This window comes from Psychrobacillus sp. MER TA 171, assembly GCF_023713305.1.
Lineage (GTDB): Bacteria > Bacillota > Bacilli > Bacillales_A > Planococcaceae > Psychrobacillus.
On sequence record NZ_JAMAWN010000001.1, the window covers coordinates 227,854 to 244,307 of the forward strand.

Sequence of the window (16,454 nt, forward strand, 5' to 3'; positions counted from 1 at the left end):
GGAGGAATCCCAATGGCGGAGGAAGTACTGAATGTAAAAAACCTCAAAACTTATTTCCATACTGAAAATGGGATTGTTCCCTCAGTCGATGACGTTTCTATAAAGATAAATAAAGGTGAGACAGTAGCTATAGTAGGTGAATCGGGCTCAGGGAAAAGCGTAACGTCCCTTTCTATTATGCGTTTAATCGAATCGCCAGGGAGAATTGAAGATGGACAAATTTTGTTTAAAGGAAAAGATATTGTTCCGATCTCAATGAAAGAGATGCGCAGCCTTCGTGGTAATGAAATTGCGATGATTTTCCAAGAGCCTCTTACTTCCTTGAACCCTGTTTTCACAATAGGAAATCAAATGGCAGAATCTATTATGCTGCACCAAAAGAAGAATAAGAAGGAAGCACGTCAAATCAGTATTGAAATGCTGAAAAAGGTAGGAATACCAAGAGCGGAGAAGGTCATTGACTCATTTCCCCATTCCTTAAGTGGTGGTATGAGACAGCGTGTCATGATTGCGATGGCACTCTCCTGTAATCCGGAATTGTTGATTGCAGATGAGCCAACGACCGCTCTAGACGTAACGATTCAGGCTCAAATTCTTAAACTAATGAAGGGCTTAATCACGGAGTTTGATACATCTATTTTGTTAATCACCCATGACTTGGGGGTTGTGGCTGAAATGGCAGATCGTGTAGTCGTGATGTATGCAGGTCAGGTAGTGGAAGAAACGGATGTATTTACATTGTTTAGAGAGCCTAGACATCCATATACAAAGGGTCTTATGGATAGTACTCCTAAAATCCATGAATTAAAGGATGAACTAACCTCTATACCGGGCACTGTCCCAAGTCCGTTAAATTATCCAACTGGTTGTCGGTTTATGGATCGCTGTCCGTATGCCATGCAAAAATGTGCGGAGGCTCAACCAAAGCTTGAAGAAATTCTGACAAATCACAAGGTCAGATGCTGGCTCCATGAAGAAAAGGTGGTTGATTTGTATGAAACAAAATCATTTGCTGGAAGTTAAAGGGCTGAAAAAGGCTTTTGATATATCGGAAGGTTTCTTAAAAAGAAAAAAACAGTTTCTTTATGCAGTCGACGGCTTGGACTTTTATGTGGACGAGGGAGAAACGCTTGGTATAGTTGGAGAGTCAGGATGTGGGAAGTCGACTACTGGAAACCTGATAGGTCAGCTACTGGATGCCACTGAGGGTGAGATTTTATTTGAAGGAGAAGATTTAACAAAGCTAAAAGGAGAGGTGTTAAGAAAGAAACGAGCCGATATCCAAATGGTATTTCAAGACCCTTTTTCTTCCTTGAATCCACGTATGCGCGTGTTTGATTTGATAGCTGAGCCGTTAAGGACTCATAAATCTCTCCATAAAAAAGAGCTCACTGAACGAGTAATGGAGATTATGGACCTAGTTGGGTTAAATCGTGCTTATGTCAATCGATATCCACATGAATTTAGTGGAGGACAGAGACAACGAATTGGAATTGCTCGTGCTATTTCCTTAAATCCCAAGCTTATCATATGTGATGAGCCAGTTTCTGCACTGGATGTATCGATTCAGTCCCAAATATTAAACTTACTATCTAAGCTACAAAAGGAACTCAATCTAACATTCATTTTTATAGGACATGGACTTCCGGCAGTAAAGCACATCAGTGACAGAATTGCCGTGATGTATCTTGGTAAAATCGTGGAGCTGACGACAAAGGAAAAGTTGTTTTTACATCCTATGCATCCATATACAGAGGGTTTATTGTCCGCTGTGCCAGTTCCAGATCCTACTCAACGGAACATCGAGGGAAGACAGCTTTTAGAAGGCGATATCCCGAGTCCGGCAAATCCACCCCCTGGCTGCAATTTCCATACAAGATGCCCTTATGCTCAGGATATTTGCAGTAAAACAGAGCCTGTATTTGAGGAAAAAGCGTCAGGTCAATTTGTAGCTTGTCATTTCCCGCTTGAAAATGGTAAAGGAATTATCAATGAAGAGAAAGTGAAGGTAGATGCGTGATGGACTATCTGAGGAGAAACCTTGAGCCGATGCTTGAGCTCATAGAAAAATTAGTAAATATCGATAGTGGCTCAACGTGTAAAACTGGAGTAGATAAAATAGGAGAAATCCTAATAAATGAATATAAACAAATGGACCTCTCTATTGAAATTAAAGAAAATGAGGAATTTGGTAATAACATTGTCATTAAACATAAAGAAGCCTTGAAGCCTGAAATACTGCTAATCGCCCATATGGATACGGTGTTTCCGATTGGAACCGCAGCAGAAAGACCATTTACCATTAAGGATGGCCTTGCATTTGGTCCAGGAGTAGCGGATATGAAGGCAAGTCAGGTAACTCTATTGTATGCTATGAAATATTTGTATGAGAAAAACGATGCTGCTTTGAAAAATGTCATCATTATTTTAAACAGTGATGAGGAAATAGGTTCCCCGACATCCAGGGAGCTCATTGAGGAAATTTCAAAGGAAGTGAAATATGCATTGGTTATGGAGCCTGCCCGTAAGGATGGATCGATTGTGTCCTCACGAAGAGGGGGCGGCAGATATACGCTGCATGTACATGGAAGATCTGCACACTCCGGAGTAGCACCAGAAGAAGGCAGAAGTGCTATTGAGGAGCTTGCATATAAAACGATCAAGCTCAATCATTTAACTGACCACGAACAAGGAATATCCGTAAGTGTAGGCATAGTAGAAGGCGGAGACGCGGTAAACATGATCCCGGACAGCGCCACTGGATATGTAGATGTACGCGTCGAAAGTGATGAGCAAAGCTTAGAAATTGCCAAGCAAATCGAAAATATTTGCTCCGTACCAGACGTACCAGGCACCACCATCGATCTAGAAGGGGGCATCACTCGTCCACCAATGGAGCTTGATGATAAGAACCAGAAACTCCTAGAAATCGTGAAGGAGGTCGGAAACTCCTTTGGCTTAAAGGTAACCGATTCCCATACCGGTGGAGGATCAGATGCATCATTTCCCTCTCACCTAGGCGTAGCCACCATAGACGGTGTAGGACCAATCGGTGGGAAGCTACACAATGAAGGAGAATATCTCGAAATAGACTCACTGACGGAAAGGTGCTTTTTGTTGGCTGAGACTGTGTCGAGGTTATCTGGAACTGGTGAGTAGGATGGAGGGTGTCCCTGTGTCAGACACTATTCTGACAATTGACTACAATTCTCGGTAATTGCATCCCTTTGTCATACATAATCGGCAGTGAGCAGTTGGATACAAAGCCTCGGAAGCGTGTAGGCCCAAGGAGACTGATTGTTGTTTAAGATGGATAAATTAGAGGTCACTCATTAGTGAGTGGCTTTTTTTATGTATATAGGAAAAGCCGCGAAAACTAAAAAAAGCAGGATTTTTTCGTGTCTATTGCGAATAAATAACGAAGGATATTAAGAGGGGCATGTATGAACAATTTAATTATGGTAAGCCGTGGGATGTCAAAGGGTGGAGGATAAATAGATGATTAAGCTTAAAGAAATGAATAACCATGAATTTAATACCTACTTAGATTTTATGATCCCGGATTATGCGAAGGATATTTCGGACAACTATAATCTTCCTATAGATAAAGCGATGGAAGAATCAGAAATGATGATGAAGGATTTGTTTCCAGATGGTTTATCCACCGATGGACAATTTTTATACAACCTCTATGATCCTGTAATAGCTAAGGAAGTAGGAATCATCTGGTTTAGTGTAAATCTGGAAATTAATCGCGCCTATCTTTATCACCTTTATATTAAAGAAGCATACAGGCAAAAGGGTTACGCAACAAAAGCCTTAGAGGAATTACAAGATAGAGTAAGAGGGCGTGGAATAGATTCAATCTCTTTAAGCGTATTCGGAAATAATGAGCATGCTTATCGACTATATACAAAGCTGGGGTTTACCTCTTCTGCTATTTCGATGCACAAACTGTTGTAGCTGTCCCTGTGTCAGACACTATTCTGATAATTAATTTTTAAATAATTTCTACATATTTCGTACTGCAGACTTTAATATTCAAACGCTAGAGAGTAGCGGTGTTAAAGCATTTTCTTTAAGCGAGATAAAGCGGTCTTCCAATTTGAATTAAAAAATTTTAAATAAATATTGATAAAAGATGTTTAATGCTATTATAGCGGGGTATATTAATAGTACAAGGCGGAACTACCGAAGGAAAGGACTGGTAAACTATGTGTTTACAAGAAACTCCAAAGGATGATTTGCACAGCCTTGGCGGAAGATTTGCTTTACTGACGAAAGGTACTCTCGTCGGGAACCGATATATTTAGGTTTCGATTCAGCGTATTTTAGCAAGTGAAAGAAAAGTTTTTTGTTTTAAGTGCACCTAAATGTCTGGTTCATTAACAGAAGAATTGTCAGTTATGATTTACAACGCAACATAAAGTGAATTTTCCGAGTGTATTCCCTTTATAGGGAAAGAAGAAGCGTAATCCGAAATTTGGATTACGCTTTTTTCTTTGATTAGAATGGAAAAAGGATGGAGTGACTGACGTCGCTCCATCTTTTTTTTAATATAGCTTCCCTTGTCGATACAACACTGTAGACAAACGAATCACAGCATGGATATAGCAGTTTTGACGAAGTGGTAATGGGTCGCTGAAGTATAGCGGAAGCAGTGTGTCCATTGTATGCTTCATTTTATCGAGAAGCTGGTTGTAGACTTCTTCCACGGAGTAAAATTGGGTTTCGCGTCCTTGAAGCCATTCTAGATAAGATACGATTACCCCGCCGGCATTGGCTAGAATATCCGGTATGATGATCACGCCTTTTTGACTTAGGTAATCATCCGCTTCCCTTGTCGTTGGAGCGTTTGCGCCTTCTACAATAATTCGTGCTTTAATCTCGGCTTTATTCGTTGCGTTTAATTGATTTTCTAAAGCAGCCAGGAATAAAACATCCACATCCATCGTGAGAATTTCTTCTCTACTCCGGATAGACGCTTTGACTCCCGCTTCTTTTAGCTGCTCCTCTGAAGTCGGTAGGTCACCCTTGTTCCCAGCAGAAAATTGGACAAGTGCTTGAATGTCTAGTCCTTCTTCATGGAAGAGGGTGACATTGCGGTCGCTTACTGCAACCACTTTATTTTGTAAGTAAGAGCAATTGGCAGCCTCCAGTGCTGTAACAGATCCAACATTACCGAAACCTTGAACGGCTACTCTTAACGGACGGTTGGCATATTCCATGAGCGTTTTCGCATAAGGATTATCCGAACCAGTTAATGTTTGTTCATGCTCCTTGGCATAGTTGCCGAGCATATAGCGGAAGGTGAAATAAACACCCTTACCAGTAGCCTCTCGACGACCTAATGACCCACCATTGGCAACACTTTTACCCGTAAAGCTGCCGAGGTATGGCTGACCTTGGTTAATCTTTTTGTACTCTGCCATCATCCAGTCCATTTCACGCTCACCAGAACCAACGTCAGGTGCTGGAATATCACGGTCAGGTCCCAGTACGTCGTTAAAATAACGAACATATTTAATACAAATACGATGCAGTTCCTTGTCCGTAAAGTTCTTAGGGTTTATAACGATTCCGCCTTTTCCTCCACCAAATGGAACATTGTGCAGGGCGTTTTTTAACGTCATCAGAAACGCTAAGTTAATAACCTCTTCCTCATTTACCGACTCATGAAAACGAATCCCACCTTTGTAAGGTCCAAGAGCATCATTATGATGCACCCGATAAGAAGGAATCCTTACGACCTCTCCACTCTCAAGCGGGACACGTAGGAAAGACTTATGTATCTGATTCGGCGTTGATAGAATGGCATTCAGCGAAGTAAATGCCTTTGTCCGCATCTCTCCCTGTAAATCCGGTAAAAACGTCTCATTCTCCAATAATGCATTCAGTGACTGCTTCACAATTGATATCGTTTGCTCTTCCACTAATTCCAGCACCTCCAAATAATTGTTCATCGTTGTTAGTTATACCCTAAAGTTTTGGGAAAAAACGTAGGAAATTTAATTAATGATCTAGCTTTCATAACTATTTTTGAGAGCAATTTATTGGTATGATTTGTTTTAATTAGACTAATAAAAAGGAGCCTTACTAATGAATCTAAATAACTTTCAAGAAAGATTAAACCAAGAAATATTACAGCGAGGCTTTAACTATTATAGGGAAAATCGGGTTATGAGGAGCTATAACGAGGATAATTTTATAGTACAAGGCAGTGAAGATTATGAAGTTATTGTCAAAGTAGACGAAACAGGTAATATAACTTATTCGGCATGCGATTGTCCTTACGATTTTGGACCTATTTGCAAACATGAGGCTGCTGTTTATTTTAAACTAATGGAAGCTGAATATGAAGGTGAAATGGTGGGGAAGAAAAAGCCCGCTGTCTTTGAATTGTTAAATGATTTATCTAAAGAGGAACTGGTAGAAATATTAATGGATATGACAAAGCAAGATCCAAAGTTTGGTGAAAAATTAGTCTTCAAATACGCGAAAGTGAATGAGATAAATTTGTTAGATCAGTGTAAAAAGCTGGTGTCTTCTATTGTTAAAGAGCATAAGGGGAGAGAAGGTTATATCTCTCGACGAAATGCGTATGCATTTGTTGTAGCCTTCGAAGAGCTTATGGAGAAGATTCGAGATACAGAGGACGCATTATTAGCTATCGATATTGGATTGCTCGTGCTAGATGAAGGGATGAAGGCGTTTCAATATGTTGATGATTCGGACGGGGATATTGGTTATCTCGTAGACGAAACGATAGGACTAATCGGGAAGCGTGCAATGGCATGCAATCCGTTAGATTTGGATTTAAGAATAGAGATATTTAACAAGCTGTTGAAGCATGGAGATCGACGTATATTTGAAGGATGGGAAAATTTTAAATTGAAATTACTCGAAATCTGCGAGGAATTTTCGGATATAGAAGTCGTGAGGAAAAAGTACAGAGCCAAATTGGAAAAGTTGATAAAAGAAGAGTCAGACGATGCGTACTCGAATTATTATAAGGAAAGTCTTCTTCAGTTATTATGGATTTTAATGGTAAAATACGATTCTGAAGAGGAAAAGGCTTCTTTTATTCAAGAAAATATTCATTATAAATTCTTTCGACAGCTATTGATAAATCAGCATATGGAAAAGAAAAATTATGAGCGAGTGATAGATCTTGCTTTGGAGGGAGAAAAGCAGGACCAAAAGCTCCGAGGTTTAGTGATACATTGGAAGAAGGAGCGATACGGAGCTTATAAAGAGCTTTCACTTCAAAAAGAGCAGAAGGAGCTTGCGAAAGAGCTATTGCTGTCCGGTGACTTTGAATATTATAAAGAGTTAAAAGAGCTTGCCCAAGACGACACATTTTATGATTCTCTAATCAATGAATTAAAGGCTTCCGAAGGGTGGAAAGCAAGGGAAGTATACTTGAAAATTATCCTCGAAGAAAACGATTTAGAGGAGTTATTGCATTATGTGAAGCAATCTCCAAGCCAGCTAGAAAGCTATGCTGATCAGCTAGCGGAAAAATATCCAGAGGACGTTATAGAAATTTATCAAAATTATATACATGACACCGCAAAATCAGCCACGGACAGAAAGCGATACAAAGGCGTATGTAAAATAATTAAGAGATACAAAAAGTATGCTGGTGAGGAAAAACAAGCAGAGCTAATCCAGCAATTAAGCACCGAGTATGCAAAAAGGCCAGCATTTATAGATGAGCTCGGCAAGCTATAAGCAACAATAAGTCGATGAAAGAGAATCATTCTCTTACATCGGCTTTTTTATTGAGTTGAATTTTGTCCTCCTTCCATTATACATATGACAACTAGTTGAAGACCAAACTACGAAAAACAGCTTTATGATTGATTCCTGTTTATGTGTGCTTTCTCCTTGGTTAATGGGACACTTTTTGATTTTTGTGTGCTCGATTTAGTTAATGGGTCACTTTCTTCATTTTATGGGACATTTCTACTTGATTAATGGGCGCTTTCCGCATAGTTAATGGGACACTTTTGGACTTCTAATGGGCACTTTTGCGGTTTATGGGCGTTTATCTTTCATTTATGGTGCACTCTTAGTATATTTATGGGCACTTTCAGGTGTTAAATGGGACACTTCTTAACTGTTATGTACCACTGTCATAATTTTAGGTGCGAATCTCCAGTTTAGGTGAGGTTATCTCTGATTTAGGTGTCACTTTAAAGGTTTTATGTGCGCATCTTCAGTTTAGGTTACACATTAACAATTTTTAGGTGACATATTGCCCCCTGTTTAGGTGCGAATATCTCTGATTTAGGTGTCACTTCAACAATTTTAACCGTTCCCATATCTCTCTATTCACACCAGATCTTTTTACCGATTTTTCATTAAATTCACAATATATTTAATTCATTTTTAGAAAGTTTACAATACCTTAACATTTAGTTAATAGAGGGTTAAGAAATTAACTTTATGATGGAGAGTAGATAGAAGTCTATAACTTTTGGAGGTTGTCCATGTTATTTAAAAAAGCGATTGTTTCTCTCGTGATTCCGTTTGCGTTGTTAGCTGGCTGTGGAGGTAATGACTCAGGGCAGGATAGTGGCGATAAGCAGACGATCTCTATATCTGGGTCTACTTCGGTTGGTCCTTTGGCAGAGAAGTTGGCGATGAAGTATGAGGAAACGGAATCGGTCAAAATAGAGGTAAACCAGATTGGTTCGTCAGCTGGGATTACCAATGCAACAAATGGTGTTTCGGAAATTGGGATGAGCTCTCGTGATTTAAAGGACGAGGAAGCGGCTCAGTTAGAAGAAATTATTATTGCTTATGATGGGATTGTTATTGTGACGCATCCATCGAATAAGGTGGAGAACTTAACGATGGAACAGGTGAAGCATATTTTCACTGGTGAGGTGAAGAACTGGAAGGAGCTTGGTGGAGAAGATTTGGAGATTGTGGTTGTTTCGCGTGAGGACGGCTCTGGTTCTCGTGATGCGTTCCAGGAAATTGTCGGCTATTCCTCTGGGGAATTGATTCGAAATGCGATTGTTGCTAGTGGGAACGGTAATATCAAGACAACAGTGGCAACAAATAAGCACGCAGTTGGCTTTATTTCCTTCGAATATATCGATGAAACGATCTACCCGATGCAGATTAATGGAGTAGAGCCGACCGCACAAAACGTGCTAGACGAAAAGTACAGTCTTTCAAGACCATTCTTATTCGTTTATAAGGAAGGCGAGTTAACAGCTGCTGGGCAGCAATTTATCGATTATATTTTAAATCCTGAAGGACAGCAAATAGTTTCGGAGGCAGGAGCTATCCCTATTCTTCAATAAAATCTGTGAAATTACATAATGGGAGGAACTTGCGTGACTACACCACCATTCGAGAAGCAAACCGTTGAAATAGAAAAAGCGAACAAACGCAAGTATTTTCTAGAAGGTTTATCTGCAAAGGTTTTCCTTGCTTGCGCCTTATTATCGGTCATCAGTTTAGCGTTAATAGTAGGTTTTGTATTTTATAAAGGATCCTATCCGTTTATAGCAGAGGGCTATAGCTTTATAGATTTTATTTTCGGCTCGGACTGGGTTCCAAGTGAGGATAAATTCGGTATTTTTCCAATGATCGTGGCTTCTCTATTCGCGACAATTGGTGCATTAATTATTGGAGTTCCAATTGGCTTGTTCACGGCGATTTTCTTAGCAGAGATTGCACCTAAGTGGCTAGCTAAATTAATTTCCCCGGCTATTCAGCTATTAGCTGGTATCCCTTCTGTATTATACGGGGTATTTGGACTTGCGATTATCGTTCCTTTTTTACAGGACAACTTTGGACTAGCAAGAGGACAAAGCTTACTGGCAGTCATTCTCGTGCTAGCCATTATGATGCTACCTACGATTGTTACAGTAGCAGAGACATCGATACGTGCTGTACCTAAGGCGTACACAGAAGGTTCTTTGGCACTGGGAGTGTCACATATTGGGACGATTTTCAAAGTAATTGTTCCTGCTGCAAAGTCTGGGATTATGGCAGCAATCGTCCTTGGATTAGGGCGAGCAATCGGTGAGACGATGGCCGTTATATTGGTTGCGGGGAACAGCTTGATCATCCCTACAAGCCTTACAGACAGTGTTCGACCGTTGACTACGAATATTGCTTTAGAGATGGGATATGCGTTTGGAACTCATCAGGAAATGTTATTTGCAACGGGGATCGTTTTATTCTCCTTCATTCTCATTTTAAATTTCGTACTAGCCAGAATTACAGCAAGAGGAGGCAACTAATATGAATAGGGTAAAGGATAATATATTACGTGGCCTCTTATGGTTTTCTGCTTTCATATCGGTTGCCATTCTCGTTGTCATTGTTGGCTATATTTTTTATAAAGGCTTCCGATTAATCAGCTTTGATTTTATATTCGGCGATTACTCTCCAACTGAGGGAGGCGGCATCTGGCCGATGATCGTCACCACTATTTACTCGATTCTGATTTCGCTGGCTATTGCAACACCAATCGGTATTTTGGCAGCCGTGTATTTACACGAGTATGCGAAGCAAGGCCGACTAGTGAAAATCATTCGCTACGCAACTGAAAGTTTAACAGGGATTCCTTCTATTATTTATGGCTTGTTTGGTGCGGTATTCTTTGTGGCTACGTTAAAGCTTGGTATGTCTATTATCGCGGCATCCCTGACATTGACGATTATCGTCTTACCGGTCATTATCCGAACGACAGAAGAGGCGTTAAAGACGGTACCAAACACGTATCGAGAAGGCTCTCTAGCACTAGGGACGACGAAGCTACAAACGCTTTATAAAATTATTTTGCCAAGTGCGATGCCAGGGATATTGTCAGGTATTATTCTTTCCATCGGACGTATCGTGGGAGAATCGGCAGCTATCTTCTTAACAGCAGGAACAGTTGCTGCTATGCCAGATAGTATTTTCTCTTCAGCACGAACGTTAACAGTACATTCTTACTTAGTTACTCAGGAAACTGGAAATATTGAATTGGCAGCAGCTATCGGTATTGTCCTGATCGTGATTATCTTAGTCCTTAACTTGTCTGCAACGTATATATCGAAGAAATTCAATAAGGCAAATCATTAAACGAAGGAGACCAATATGAAGAAAATACTTTCTAAATCTACCGCTGAAAGCTCTGGTGCAATTACAACTACGGAGCAATCAAAAATTAATGTATATGACCTGAATTTATTCTACGGGGAGAAGCAGGCGTTATATGGTGTTTCCTTAGGTATCCAGGAGAAAGAAGTAACTGCATTAATTGGCCCTTCTGGCTGTGGTAAATCTACGTTTCTACGTACATTAAACCGTATGAATGATTTAATCGATGGAGTGAAAATCACTGGGAGAATTGTGATTGACGAAGAAGATATATATGCAAGTCAGGACGTTATCAAGCTACGCACAAAGGTAGGAATGGTTTTCCAGAAGCCAAACCTGTTCCCGATGAGCATTTTTGATAACGTAGCTTATGGACCACGTATGCAAGGCATTAAAAGCAAGAAGGCTTTAAATGAGATCGTGGAAGAAAGTCTTCGTGGGGCTGCGATTTGGGATGAAGTGAAGGACAGATTAAAAACATCTGCTTTAGGACTTTCCGGTGGACAGCAGCAGCGTGTGTGTATCGCTCGTGCGATTGCCATGAAGCCAGATGTGATTTTAATGGACGAGCCAACTTCCGCACTAGATCCAATTTCCACGCTTAAGGTAGAAGAGCTTATCACGCAAATGAAAAAAGATTACACGATTGTGATTGTGACACATAATATGCAGCAGGCAGCTAGAATCTCTGATAAAACAGCATTTTTCTTAAATGGGGAAGTCATCGAGTACGATCAAACAGACATTATCTTTTCAACACCAAGTGACTCTCGAACAGAAGATTATATTACTGGTCGTTTCGGATAATAAGATGGGAGACGGAAAATGATACGCGAAAATTTTGAAAATAACATGCAAGAGCTAGAAAACAAGCTAGCTGAAATGGTAAGAATCACAGAGGAGCAGCTAGAATGCTCCTATCAAGCATTAGAAACGCAGGACATCGAGCTTGCTTTAAAGACAATTGAAAAAGACAATACAATCGATGACATGGAAAAAGAAATTAACCAAATGGCTATTTGGTTTATCTCTAAAGAACAGCCGCTTGCTCGTGACCTACGCCGAATCATTGGCGTGCTGAAAATATCAAGCGACATCGAGCGCATCGCTGACTTTGCGGTTAACATCTCCAAGGCAACTATTAAAATTGGAGAGCGACCATCCCTGTTACACATGACAAAGCTTGAGCCGATGAAGACGGTATCCATTACGATGCTACAAAAATCGTTGAAGTCGTTTGTTGATGAAGATATTGCCCTTGCGAAGGAAGTAGCCGACCTTGATGACCAGGTCGATGCTAACAGTAGAGCTAATTACCAAAATCTTATTCAATACTTAAGCGAGCATCCCGAGGACACAGCCCAGCTAGTACAGCTACTATTCATCAACCGTTTCTTAGAACGCACAGCCGACCACATCACCAACATAGCAGAAAGCACCGCTTATCTGATTAAAGGTAGGATGTATGATTTTAACTAATTGGAAAAGCCGATAGAAAGAGTTAATCTCTTTTTTATCGGCTTTTAATGTGTGTATATAACAAGGCACCCTAAAACATGTTCATGGAAGAAAAAAGCTAATTTATTACTTTCCGAGATAAATCAATTATTTGTTTACCATCAGTTGGCCCTATAACTGTAACAAGTGGAATAAGATTAATAATAACATTTAGATACGATACAAAAATAAAACTATCCAAATAGTTTCGGAAGACAAAGAATTCATATCCAGTTAAAAAATGAAGTGTCAAAGCAGATAGTAAATTAAAGAGAACCCCACCGAGGTAAAAGAACATTTTTTTGTTTTTGCTTAGTATTTCGATGTTCTCAGGGACAACCCGACCGCCGGCGAAATAAGCAGTTTTAATGAAAAAAACATTTTTCTTCCACAATACATTGCCATTTCCGATTGCAAACTCCTTTACTGCCCCTCCGAATAATTTCAAAAAAAATGCATGACCTAATTCGTGAATTAGAGCGATAACTGGAAAAATAAATAATGTTATAATGACAAAATTTACTATGAAATCCATTTTCGTCCTCCTTTTTAAAATTATTTACGCAAATAAAAGTAAAAAGTTTCAACTTTTTCTCTAATTAAAGGGAGAAGTGAAATAAATTGAGGGAAATATTTTCAACATTGACTGCCCCTAACTGTACTGGAGAAGAAATATCTTTTGAGCTTGATAGATTTAACAAAGCGGTTAAAAAATTATTTAAACGTAGAAATGTGGCTCATTTCTTTAAAGGGTGCATTCGTAAACTAGAAGTGACACAGGTCAAGAGCAATATATTCCTCTACTTTATAGTCCTTCGCAAAAGGTTGCAAATTTATAAAGCTATTGAATGTCTGATTACCCGTTAGTATCCAATAACGGATTACTTATCGTCTGTCACATAATTTGGTGTAAATTTTCCTGCTTTCTCCCTGGCCGAACAAAAAGACTGAAATTGTTTGACCTTCGAGATTCAGGATATTTGTAATTTTTTTATGAACAATCGTAAGTCTAGGTTGTTTTGTGTTTTATGTATTTTCGTATTCTCACTTATGAAATATGGATAGATTAACTTCTTCTATCGAAGTACTTGTTCAACCATTAGTATTGTTTTTTCTAAAACACTTTTAGTTGATAAAACTATAGATTGGAATATGATATAATAGTGTAGGCTTTATGTGAGGATATTCACTAAGAGTATAACTTTAAGTGTTTGGATAACATAAGAGCATATAGATTTTGGATATTCCAAAGGAGGAACACGTAAGTGAGTTTAAAATATGCAATTATCGGGTGTGGACGAATCTCTCCTAATCATGTTGCTGCAGCTATAGAAAATAACTTAAATATTGTGGCGTTATGTGATGTGGACGAGAGTAAAATGGATGCAACAATTTCCATGTTTGAGCTTCCAGAAACAGTGAAGAAATATACGGATTACAAGGAAATGCTTCAGCAGGAATCTCCTGAGCTAATCGGGATTTGTACGGAAAGCGGAAAGCATGCACAAATCGCTTTAGATTGTATCGAGCATGGCAGCAATCTAATTATCGAGAAGCCAATCGCATTATCTTTAGAGGAAGCAGATCAAATCATCGCTTTAGCTAAAGAGAAAAATGTTAAAGTAAGTGCTTGTCACCAAAACCGCTTTAACAAGTCTGTTCAAAAAATGAGAGAAGCTGTTGAAGAAGGTCGCTTTGGTCGATTACTTCACGGAACTGCTCATATCCGTTGGAACCGTGGGGAAGATTACTATACGCAAGCTCCATGGCGCGGAACTTGGGAGCAAGATGGCGGCGCGTTGATGAACCAATGTATACATAATATTGACTTGTTACGTTGGATGATGGGCGACGAAATCGTAGAGGTTGTTGGTATGACGGACAATCTAATGCACGGCTTCATCGAGGCAGAAGACCTTGGTATGGCTTTAGTTCGCTTTAAAAATGGAAGCTACGGAATTATCGAAGGTACAACGAATATCTTCCCTAAAAACCTAGAAGAAACACTTTATGTGTTTGGTGAGGAAGGTACTGTTAAAATCGGTGGTAAATCTGTTAACATCATTGAAGAGTGGATGTTCGCTGATGACAAGGATAACTCAGAAGAAGTAAAAGCAAAATACTACGAAAATCCACCATCTGTATACGGTTTTGGGCATAACCCACTATATACAGACGTGATCGATGCTATTAAAAACGACAGAGATCCTTATGTAACAGCAGTGGACGGTAGAAATGCACTTGAGCTAGTGTTAGCTATTTATAAATCAGCTGCAGAAGGTAAAAGTGTTAAACTTCCATTGGAAAAATGTAGCACAATGGACTTTGCAGGAAGATTTTCAAAATAAATATATTTTAGCAGCCGGAGTTTCACTTCGGTTGCTTTTTTTAATTAAAAATAGAATAAAATACCTTTTTCTTACTGAAACATTTATAATAGAGTTACTATTGTTTAGAAAGAAAGAAGGAGATCACTTGTCTTCAATTAATGAACAACTTTACAATTATTTGATTGAAAATTCTCCACATATTTCCCAGCAGTGGCTAGTGGAAAAAAGAAATTTTACTGATCCTTTTTATTCAAATAATCCTAACCCTTCAATAGATGAACTGTTGAAGGAACAGAATGCATTGACGATTAGGACAGTTGCCACTTCCTTATTGGATGAGAAAACATTTTCCGAGCTATTAGAGACATGGGCTGAAACAGTCGCAAAAAATAGAGTAGAAAATAATATAGCAATTCATAATGTGATCGAGGCACTTAACAAGACGAGAGAGATTATTTGGAGCTATGTAGAACGTTTTGTTCAAGGTCAAGCAGGAGATATTACAACTAAAGATGTTTTAAAGTGGAGCGCCATTTATAATCAATCCTTTGACCGATTAATCTTTGAATTCTCTAAACGCTATTATTATCTGTTTACGACTCGGCTTAATGCTCAACAAATGCTAATACGTGAATTGAGCAGTCCTATCATACCTATACTAGAAAAGGTTGGTGTCTTGCCAATCGTTGGGGACGTGGATACATATCGCGCAAAATCTCTAAGTGATGAGATTCCACAAAAGTGTATAGAGCTTGGGTTAGATAAGCTGTTTATTGATATTTCCGGAGTTTCTATAATAGATACGATGGTTGCCAATGAGCTGTATAAGTTTATGGAGGTTTTAAGCTTACTAGGAATTCGTCCATATATTTCGGGTATTCGCCCAGAGGTGGCACATACCTCTGTCCAGCTAGGACTAGACTTCGGTAAGATTTCTACATTCAGTTCGTTAAAGCAAGCCTTGCTTCGGACAGGCGTTTATAAAAATATGTAATGTTTAATAGCAGCTGGAGCTATAGCTTTAGTTGCTTTTTTGATAAGAAAAGCTTTAAAGGTGAGGTTATATGTCGAAAATTTGGTCGTATTTAGCAGTGGTTTTATGGATGGGGTTAATCTTCTTTTTCTCCAGCCAACCAGCTGATGATTCAAAGGAATTAAGTACAGGGGTAACAGAGGTAATTTTATCAGTGGTGGAAGTTGTTGCTCCGGAGTCGGATTTATTTGTTGATCATTTACATCATTTCGTACGAAAGAATGCACATTTTCTTATTTATTTTGTATTGGGAATATTGGTTGTCCGAGCGTTCCGGTTAAGTGAGATTCAAGGTAAGAAAAGTATTGTATTTGCTTTAGCTATTTGCATTGTTTATGCGATTAGTGACGAGCTTCATCAGCTGTTTGTGCCTGGTAGGGGCGCGCAGGTGAAGGATGTATTGATCGATAGTACTGGCGCATTTGTTGGAATCATACTATATAGTTGGCTAAAGGGTTTGCGGAGTAGTTCAAAAGCATAGA

General features: G+C 39.2%; 16 protein-coding genes. 14 read left to right on the top strand and 2 right to left on the bottom strand.

Going from position 1 to position 16,454, the window contains the following annotated elements; genetic code table 11:
* Positions 1-12: 12 nt before the first annotated feature.
* From M3627_RS01030 to M3627_RS01045, 4 genes are all read left to right on the top strand, one after another.
* Positions 13-1,023 (top strand): ABC transporter ATP-binding protein, encoded by a 1,011-nt coding sequence (locus tag M3627_RS01030; RefSeq protein ID WP_251552633.1) that lies wholly within the window; start codon positions 13-15, stop codon positions 1,021-1,023.
* Positions 995-2,020, top strand: coding sequence for an ABC transporter ATP-binding protein (locus M3627_RS01035; RefSeq protein WP_251552634.1), 1,026 nt, complete (start codon positions 995-997; stop codon positions 2,018-2,020). The genes M3627_RS01030 and M3627_RS01035 overlap by 29 nt, the downstream gene beginning before the upstream one ends.
* Positions 2,021-2,049: 29 nt before the next feature.
* Positions 2,050-3,159, top strand: coding sequence for a M20 family metallopeptidase (locus M3627_RS01040; protein WP_251552635.1), 1,110 nt, complete (start codon positions 2,050-2,052; stop codon positions 3,157-3,159).
* A gap of 339 nt (positions 3,160-3,498) precedes the next feature.
* Positions 3,499-3,963 carry a GNAT family N-acetyltransferase gene (locus M3627_RS01045; RefSeq protein WP_251552636.1) on the top strand — a complete coding sequence of 155 codons (465 nt, stop codon included), beginning with the start codon at positions 3,499-3,501 and terminating at the stop codon, positions 3,961-3,963.
* 590 nt (positions 3,964-4,553) lie between these two features.
* Here M3627_RS01045 and M3627_RS01050 read toward each other — a convergent pair.
* Positions 4,554-5,933 (bottom strand): Glu/Leu/Phe/Val family dehydrogenase, encoded by a 1,380-nt coding sequence (locus M3627_RS01050; RefSeq protein ID WP_251552815.1) that lies wholly within the window; start codon positions 5,931-5,933, stop codon positions 4,554-4,556.
* Positions 5,934-6,099: 166 nt separating this feature from the next.
* On the opposite strand from M3627_RS01050, the gene M3627_RS01055 reads away from it, so the two are divergent.
* From M3627_RS01055 to phoU, 6 genes are all read left to right on the top strand, one after another.
* Positions 6,100-7,734, top strand: coding sequence for an SWIM zinc finger family protein (locus tag M3627_RS01055; RefSeq protein WP_251552637.1), 1,635 nt, complete (start codon positions 6,100-6,102; stop codon positions 7,732-7,734).
* A 761-nt stretch (positions 7,735-8,495) separates the two neighbouring features.
* Positions 8,496-9,320 (top strand): phosphate ABC transporter substrate-binding protein, encoded by an 825-nt coding sequence (locus M3627_RS01060; protein WP_251552638.1) that lies wholly within the window; start codon positions 8,496-8,498, stop codon positions 9,318-9,320.
* Between the two features lie 33 nt (positions 9,321-9,353).
* Positions 9,354-10,268, top strand: a complete 915-nt coding sequence (gene pstC, locus M3627_RS01065) for a phosphate ABC transporter permease subunit PstC (RefSeq protein WP_251552639.1) — start codon at positions 9,354-9,356, stop codon at positions 10,266-10,268.
* 1 nt (position 10,269) lies between these two features.
* Positions 10,270-11,094, top strand: coding sequence for a phosphate ABC transporter permease PstA (pstA, locus tag M3627_RS01070; RefSeq protein WP_169361325.1), 825 nt, complete (start codon positions 10,270-10,272; stop codon positions 11,092-11,094).
* A 15-nt stretch (positions 11,095-11,109) separates the two neighbouring features.
* Positions 11,110-11,919 (top strand): phosphate ABC transporter ATP-binding protein PstB, encoded by an 810-nt coding sequence (gene pstB / locus M3627_RS01075; protein WP_251552640.1) that lies wholly within the window; start codon positions 11,110-11,112, stop codon positions 11,917-11,919.
* Positions 11,920-11,937: 18 nt separating this feature from the next.
* Entirely contained in the window at positions 11,938-12,591 is a 654-nt protein-coding gene (phoU, locus tag M3627_RS01080; protein WP_251552642.1) for a phosphate signaling complex protein PhoU, read from the top strand.
* Between the two features lie 97 nt (positions 12,592-12,688).
* Here the strand turns inward: phoU and M3627_RS01085 are convergent, their stop codons facing one another.
* Positions 12,689-13,144 carry a site-2 protease family protein gene (locus tag M3627_RS01085; RefSeq protein WP_251552644.1) on the bottom strand — a complete coding sequence of 152 codons (456 nt, stop codon included), beginning with the start codon at positions 13,142-13,144 and terminating at the stop codon, positions 12,689-12,691.
* Between the two features lie 107 nt (positions 13,145-13,251).
* On the opposite strand from M3627_RS01085, the gene M3627_RS01090 reads away from it, so the two are divergent.
* The 4 genes from M3627_RS01090 to M3627_RS01105 all read left to right on the top strand — a co-directional run bounded on the left by M3627_RS01090 (position 13,252) and on the right by M3627_RS01105 (position 16,453).
* The gene (locus M3627_RS01090; protein ID WP_251552816.1) at positions 13,252-13,476 is read left to right on the top strand and encodes a rep family protein; all 225 of its coding nucleotides are present in this window, start codon (positions 13,252-13,254) and stop codon (positions 13,474-13,476) included.
* A 398-nt stretch (positions 13,477-13,874) separates the two neighbouring features.
* Positions 13,875-14,957, top strand: a complete 1,083-nt coding sequence (locus M3627_RS20985; RefSeq protein ID WP_169361322.1) for a Gfo/Idh/MocA family protein — start codon at positions 13,875-13,877, stop codon at positions 14,955-14,957.
* A gap of 127 nt (positions 14,958-15,084) precedes the next feature.
* Complete coding sequence (locus M3627_RS01100; RefSeq protein ID WP_251552645.1) at positions 15,085-15,933, top strand: STAS domain-containing protein; 849 nt, start codon at positions 15,085-15,087, stop codon at positions 15,931-15,933.
* Positions 15,934-16,003: 70 nt separating this feature from the next.
* Positions 16,004-16,453: a VanZ family protein gene (locus M3627_RS01105; RefSeq protein WP_251552646.1), complete on the top strand. Its 450-nt coding sequence runs from the start codon at positions 16,004-16,006 to the stop codon at positions 16,451-16,453.
* Position 16,454: the final 1 nt, after the last annotated feature.

What these genes read in the sequence shown, in the direction of transcription:
- M3627_RS01030 (WP_251552633.1), top strand. Translation starts at nt 13, where the DNA reads ATGGCGGAGGAAGTACTGAATGTAAAAAACCTCAAAACTTATTTCCAT.
- M3627_RS01035 (WP_251552634.1), top strand. Translation starts at nt 995, where the DNA reads ATGAAACAAAATCATTTGCTGGAAGTTAAAGGGCTGAAAAAGGCTTTT.
- M3627_RS01040 (WP_251552635.1), top strand. Translation starts at nt 2,050, where the DNA reads ATGCTTGAGCTCATAGAAAAATTAGTAAATATCGATAGTGGCTCAACG.
- M3627_RS01045 (WP_251552636.1), top strand. Translation starts at nt 3,499, where the DNA reads ATGATTAAGCTTAAAGAAATGAATAACCATGAATTTAATACCTACTTA.
- M3627_RS01055 (WP_251552637.1), top strand. Translation starts at nt 6,100, where the DNA reads ATGAATCTAAATAACTTTCAAGAAAGATTAAACCAAGAAATATTACAG.
- M3627_RS01060 (WP_251552638.1), top strand. Translation starts at nt 8,496, where the DNA reads ATGTTATTTAAAAAAGCGATTGTTTCTCTCGTGATTCCGTTTGCGTTG.
- pstA (WP_169361325.1), top strand. Translation starts at nt 10,270, where the DNA reads ATGAATAGGGTAAAGGATAATATATTACGTGGCCTCTTATGGTTTTCT.
- pstB (WP_251552640.1), top strand. Translation starts at nt 11,110, where the DNA reads ATGAAGAAAATACTTTCTAAATCTACCGCTGAAAGCTCTGGTGCAATT.
- phoU (WP_251552642.1), top strand. Translation starts at nt 11,938, where the DNA reads ATGATACGCGAAAATTTTGAAAATAACATGCAAGAGCTAGAAAACAAG.
- M3627_RS01085 (WP_251552644.1), bottom strand. Translation starts at nt 13,144, where the DNA reads ATGGATTTCATAGTAAATTTTGTCATTATAACATTATTTATTTTTCCA.
- M3627_RS01105 (WP_251552646.1), top strand. Translation starts at nt 16,004, where the DNA reads ATGTCGAAAATTTGGTCGTATTTAGCAGTGGTTTTATGGATGGGGTTA.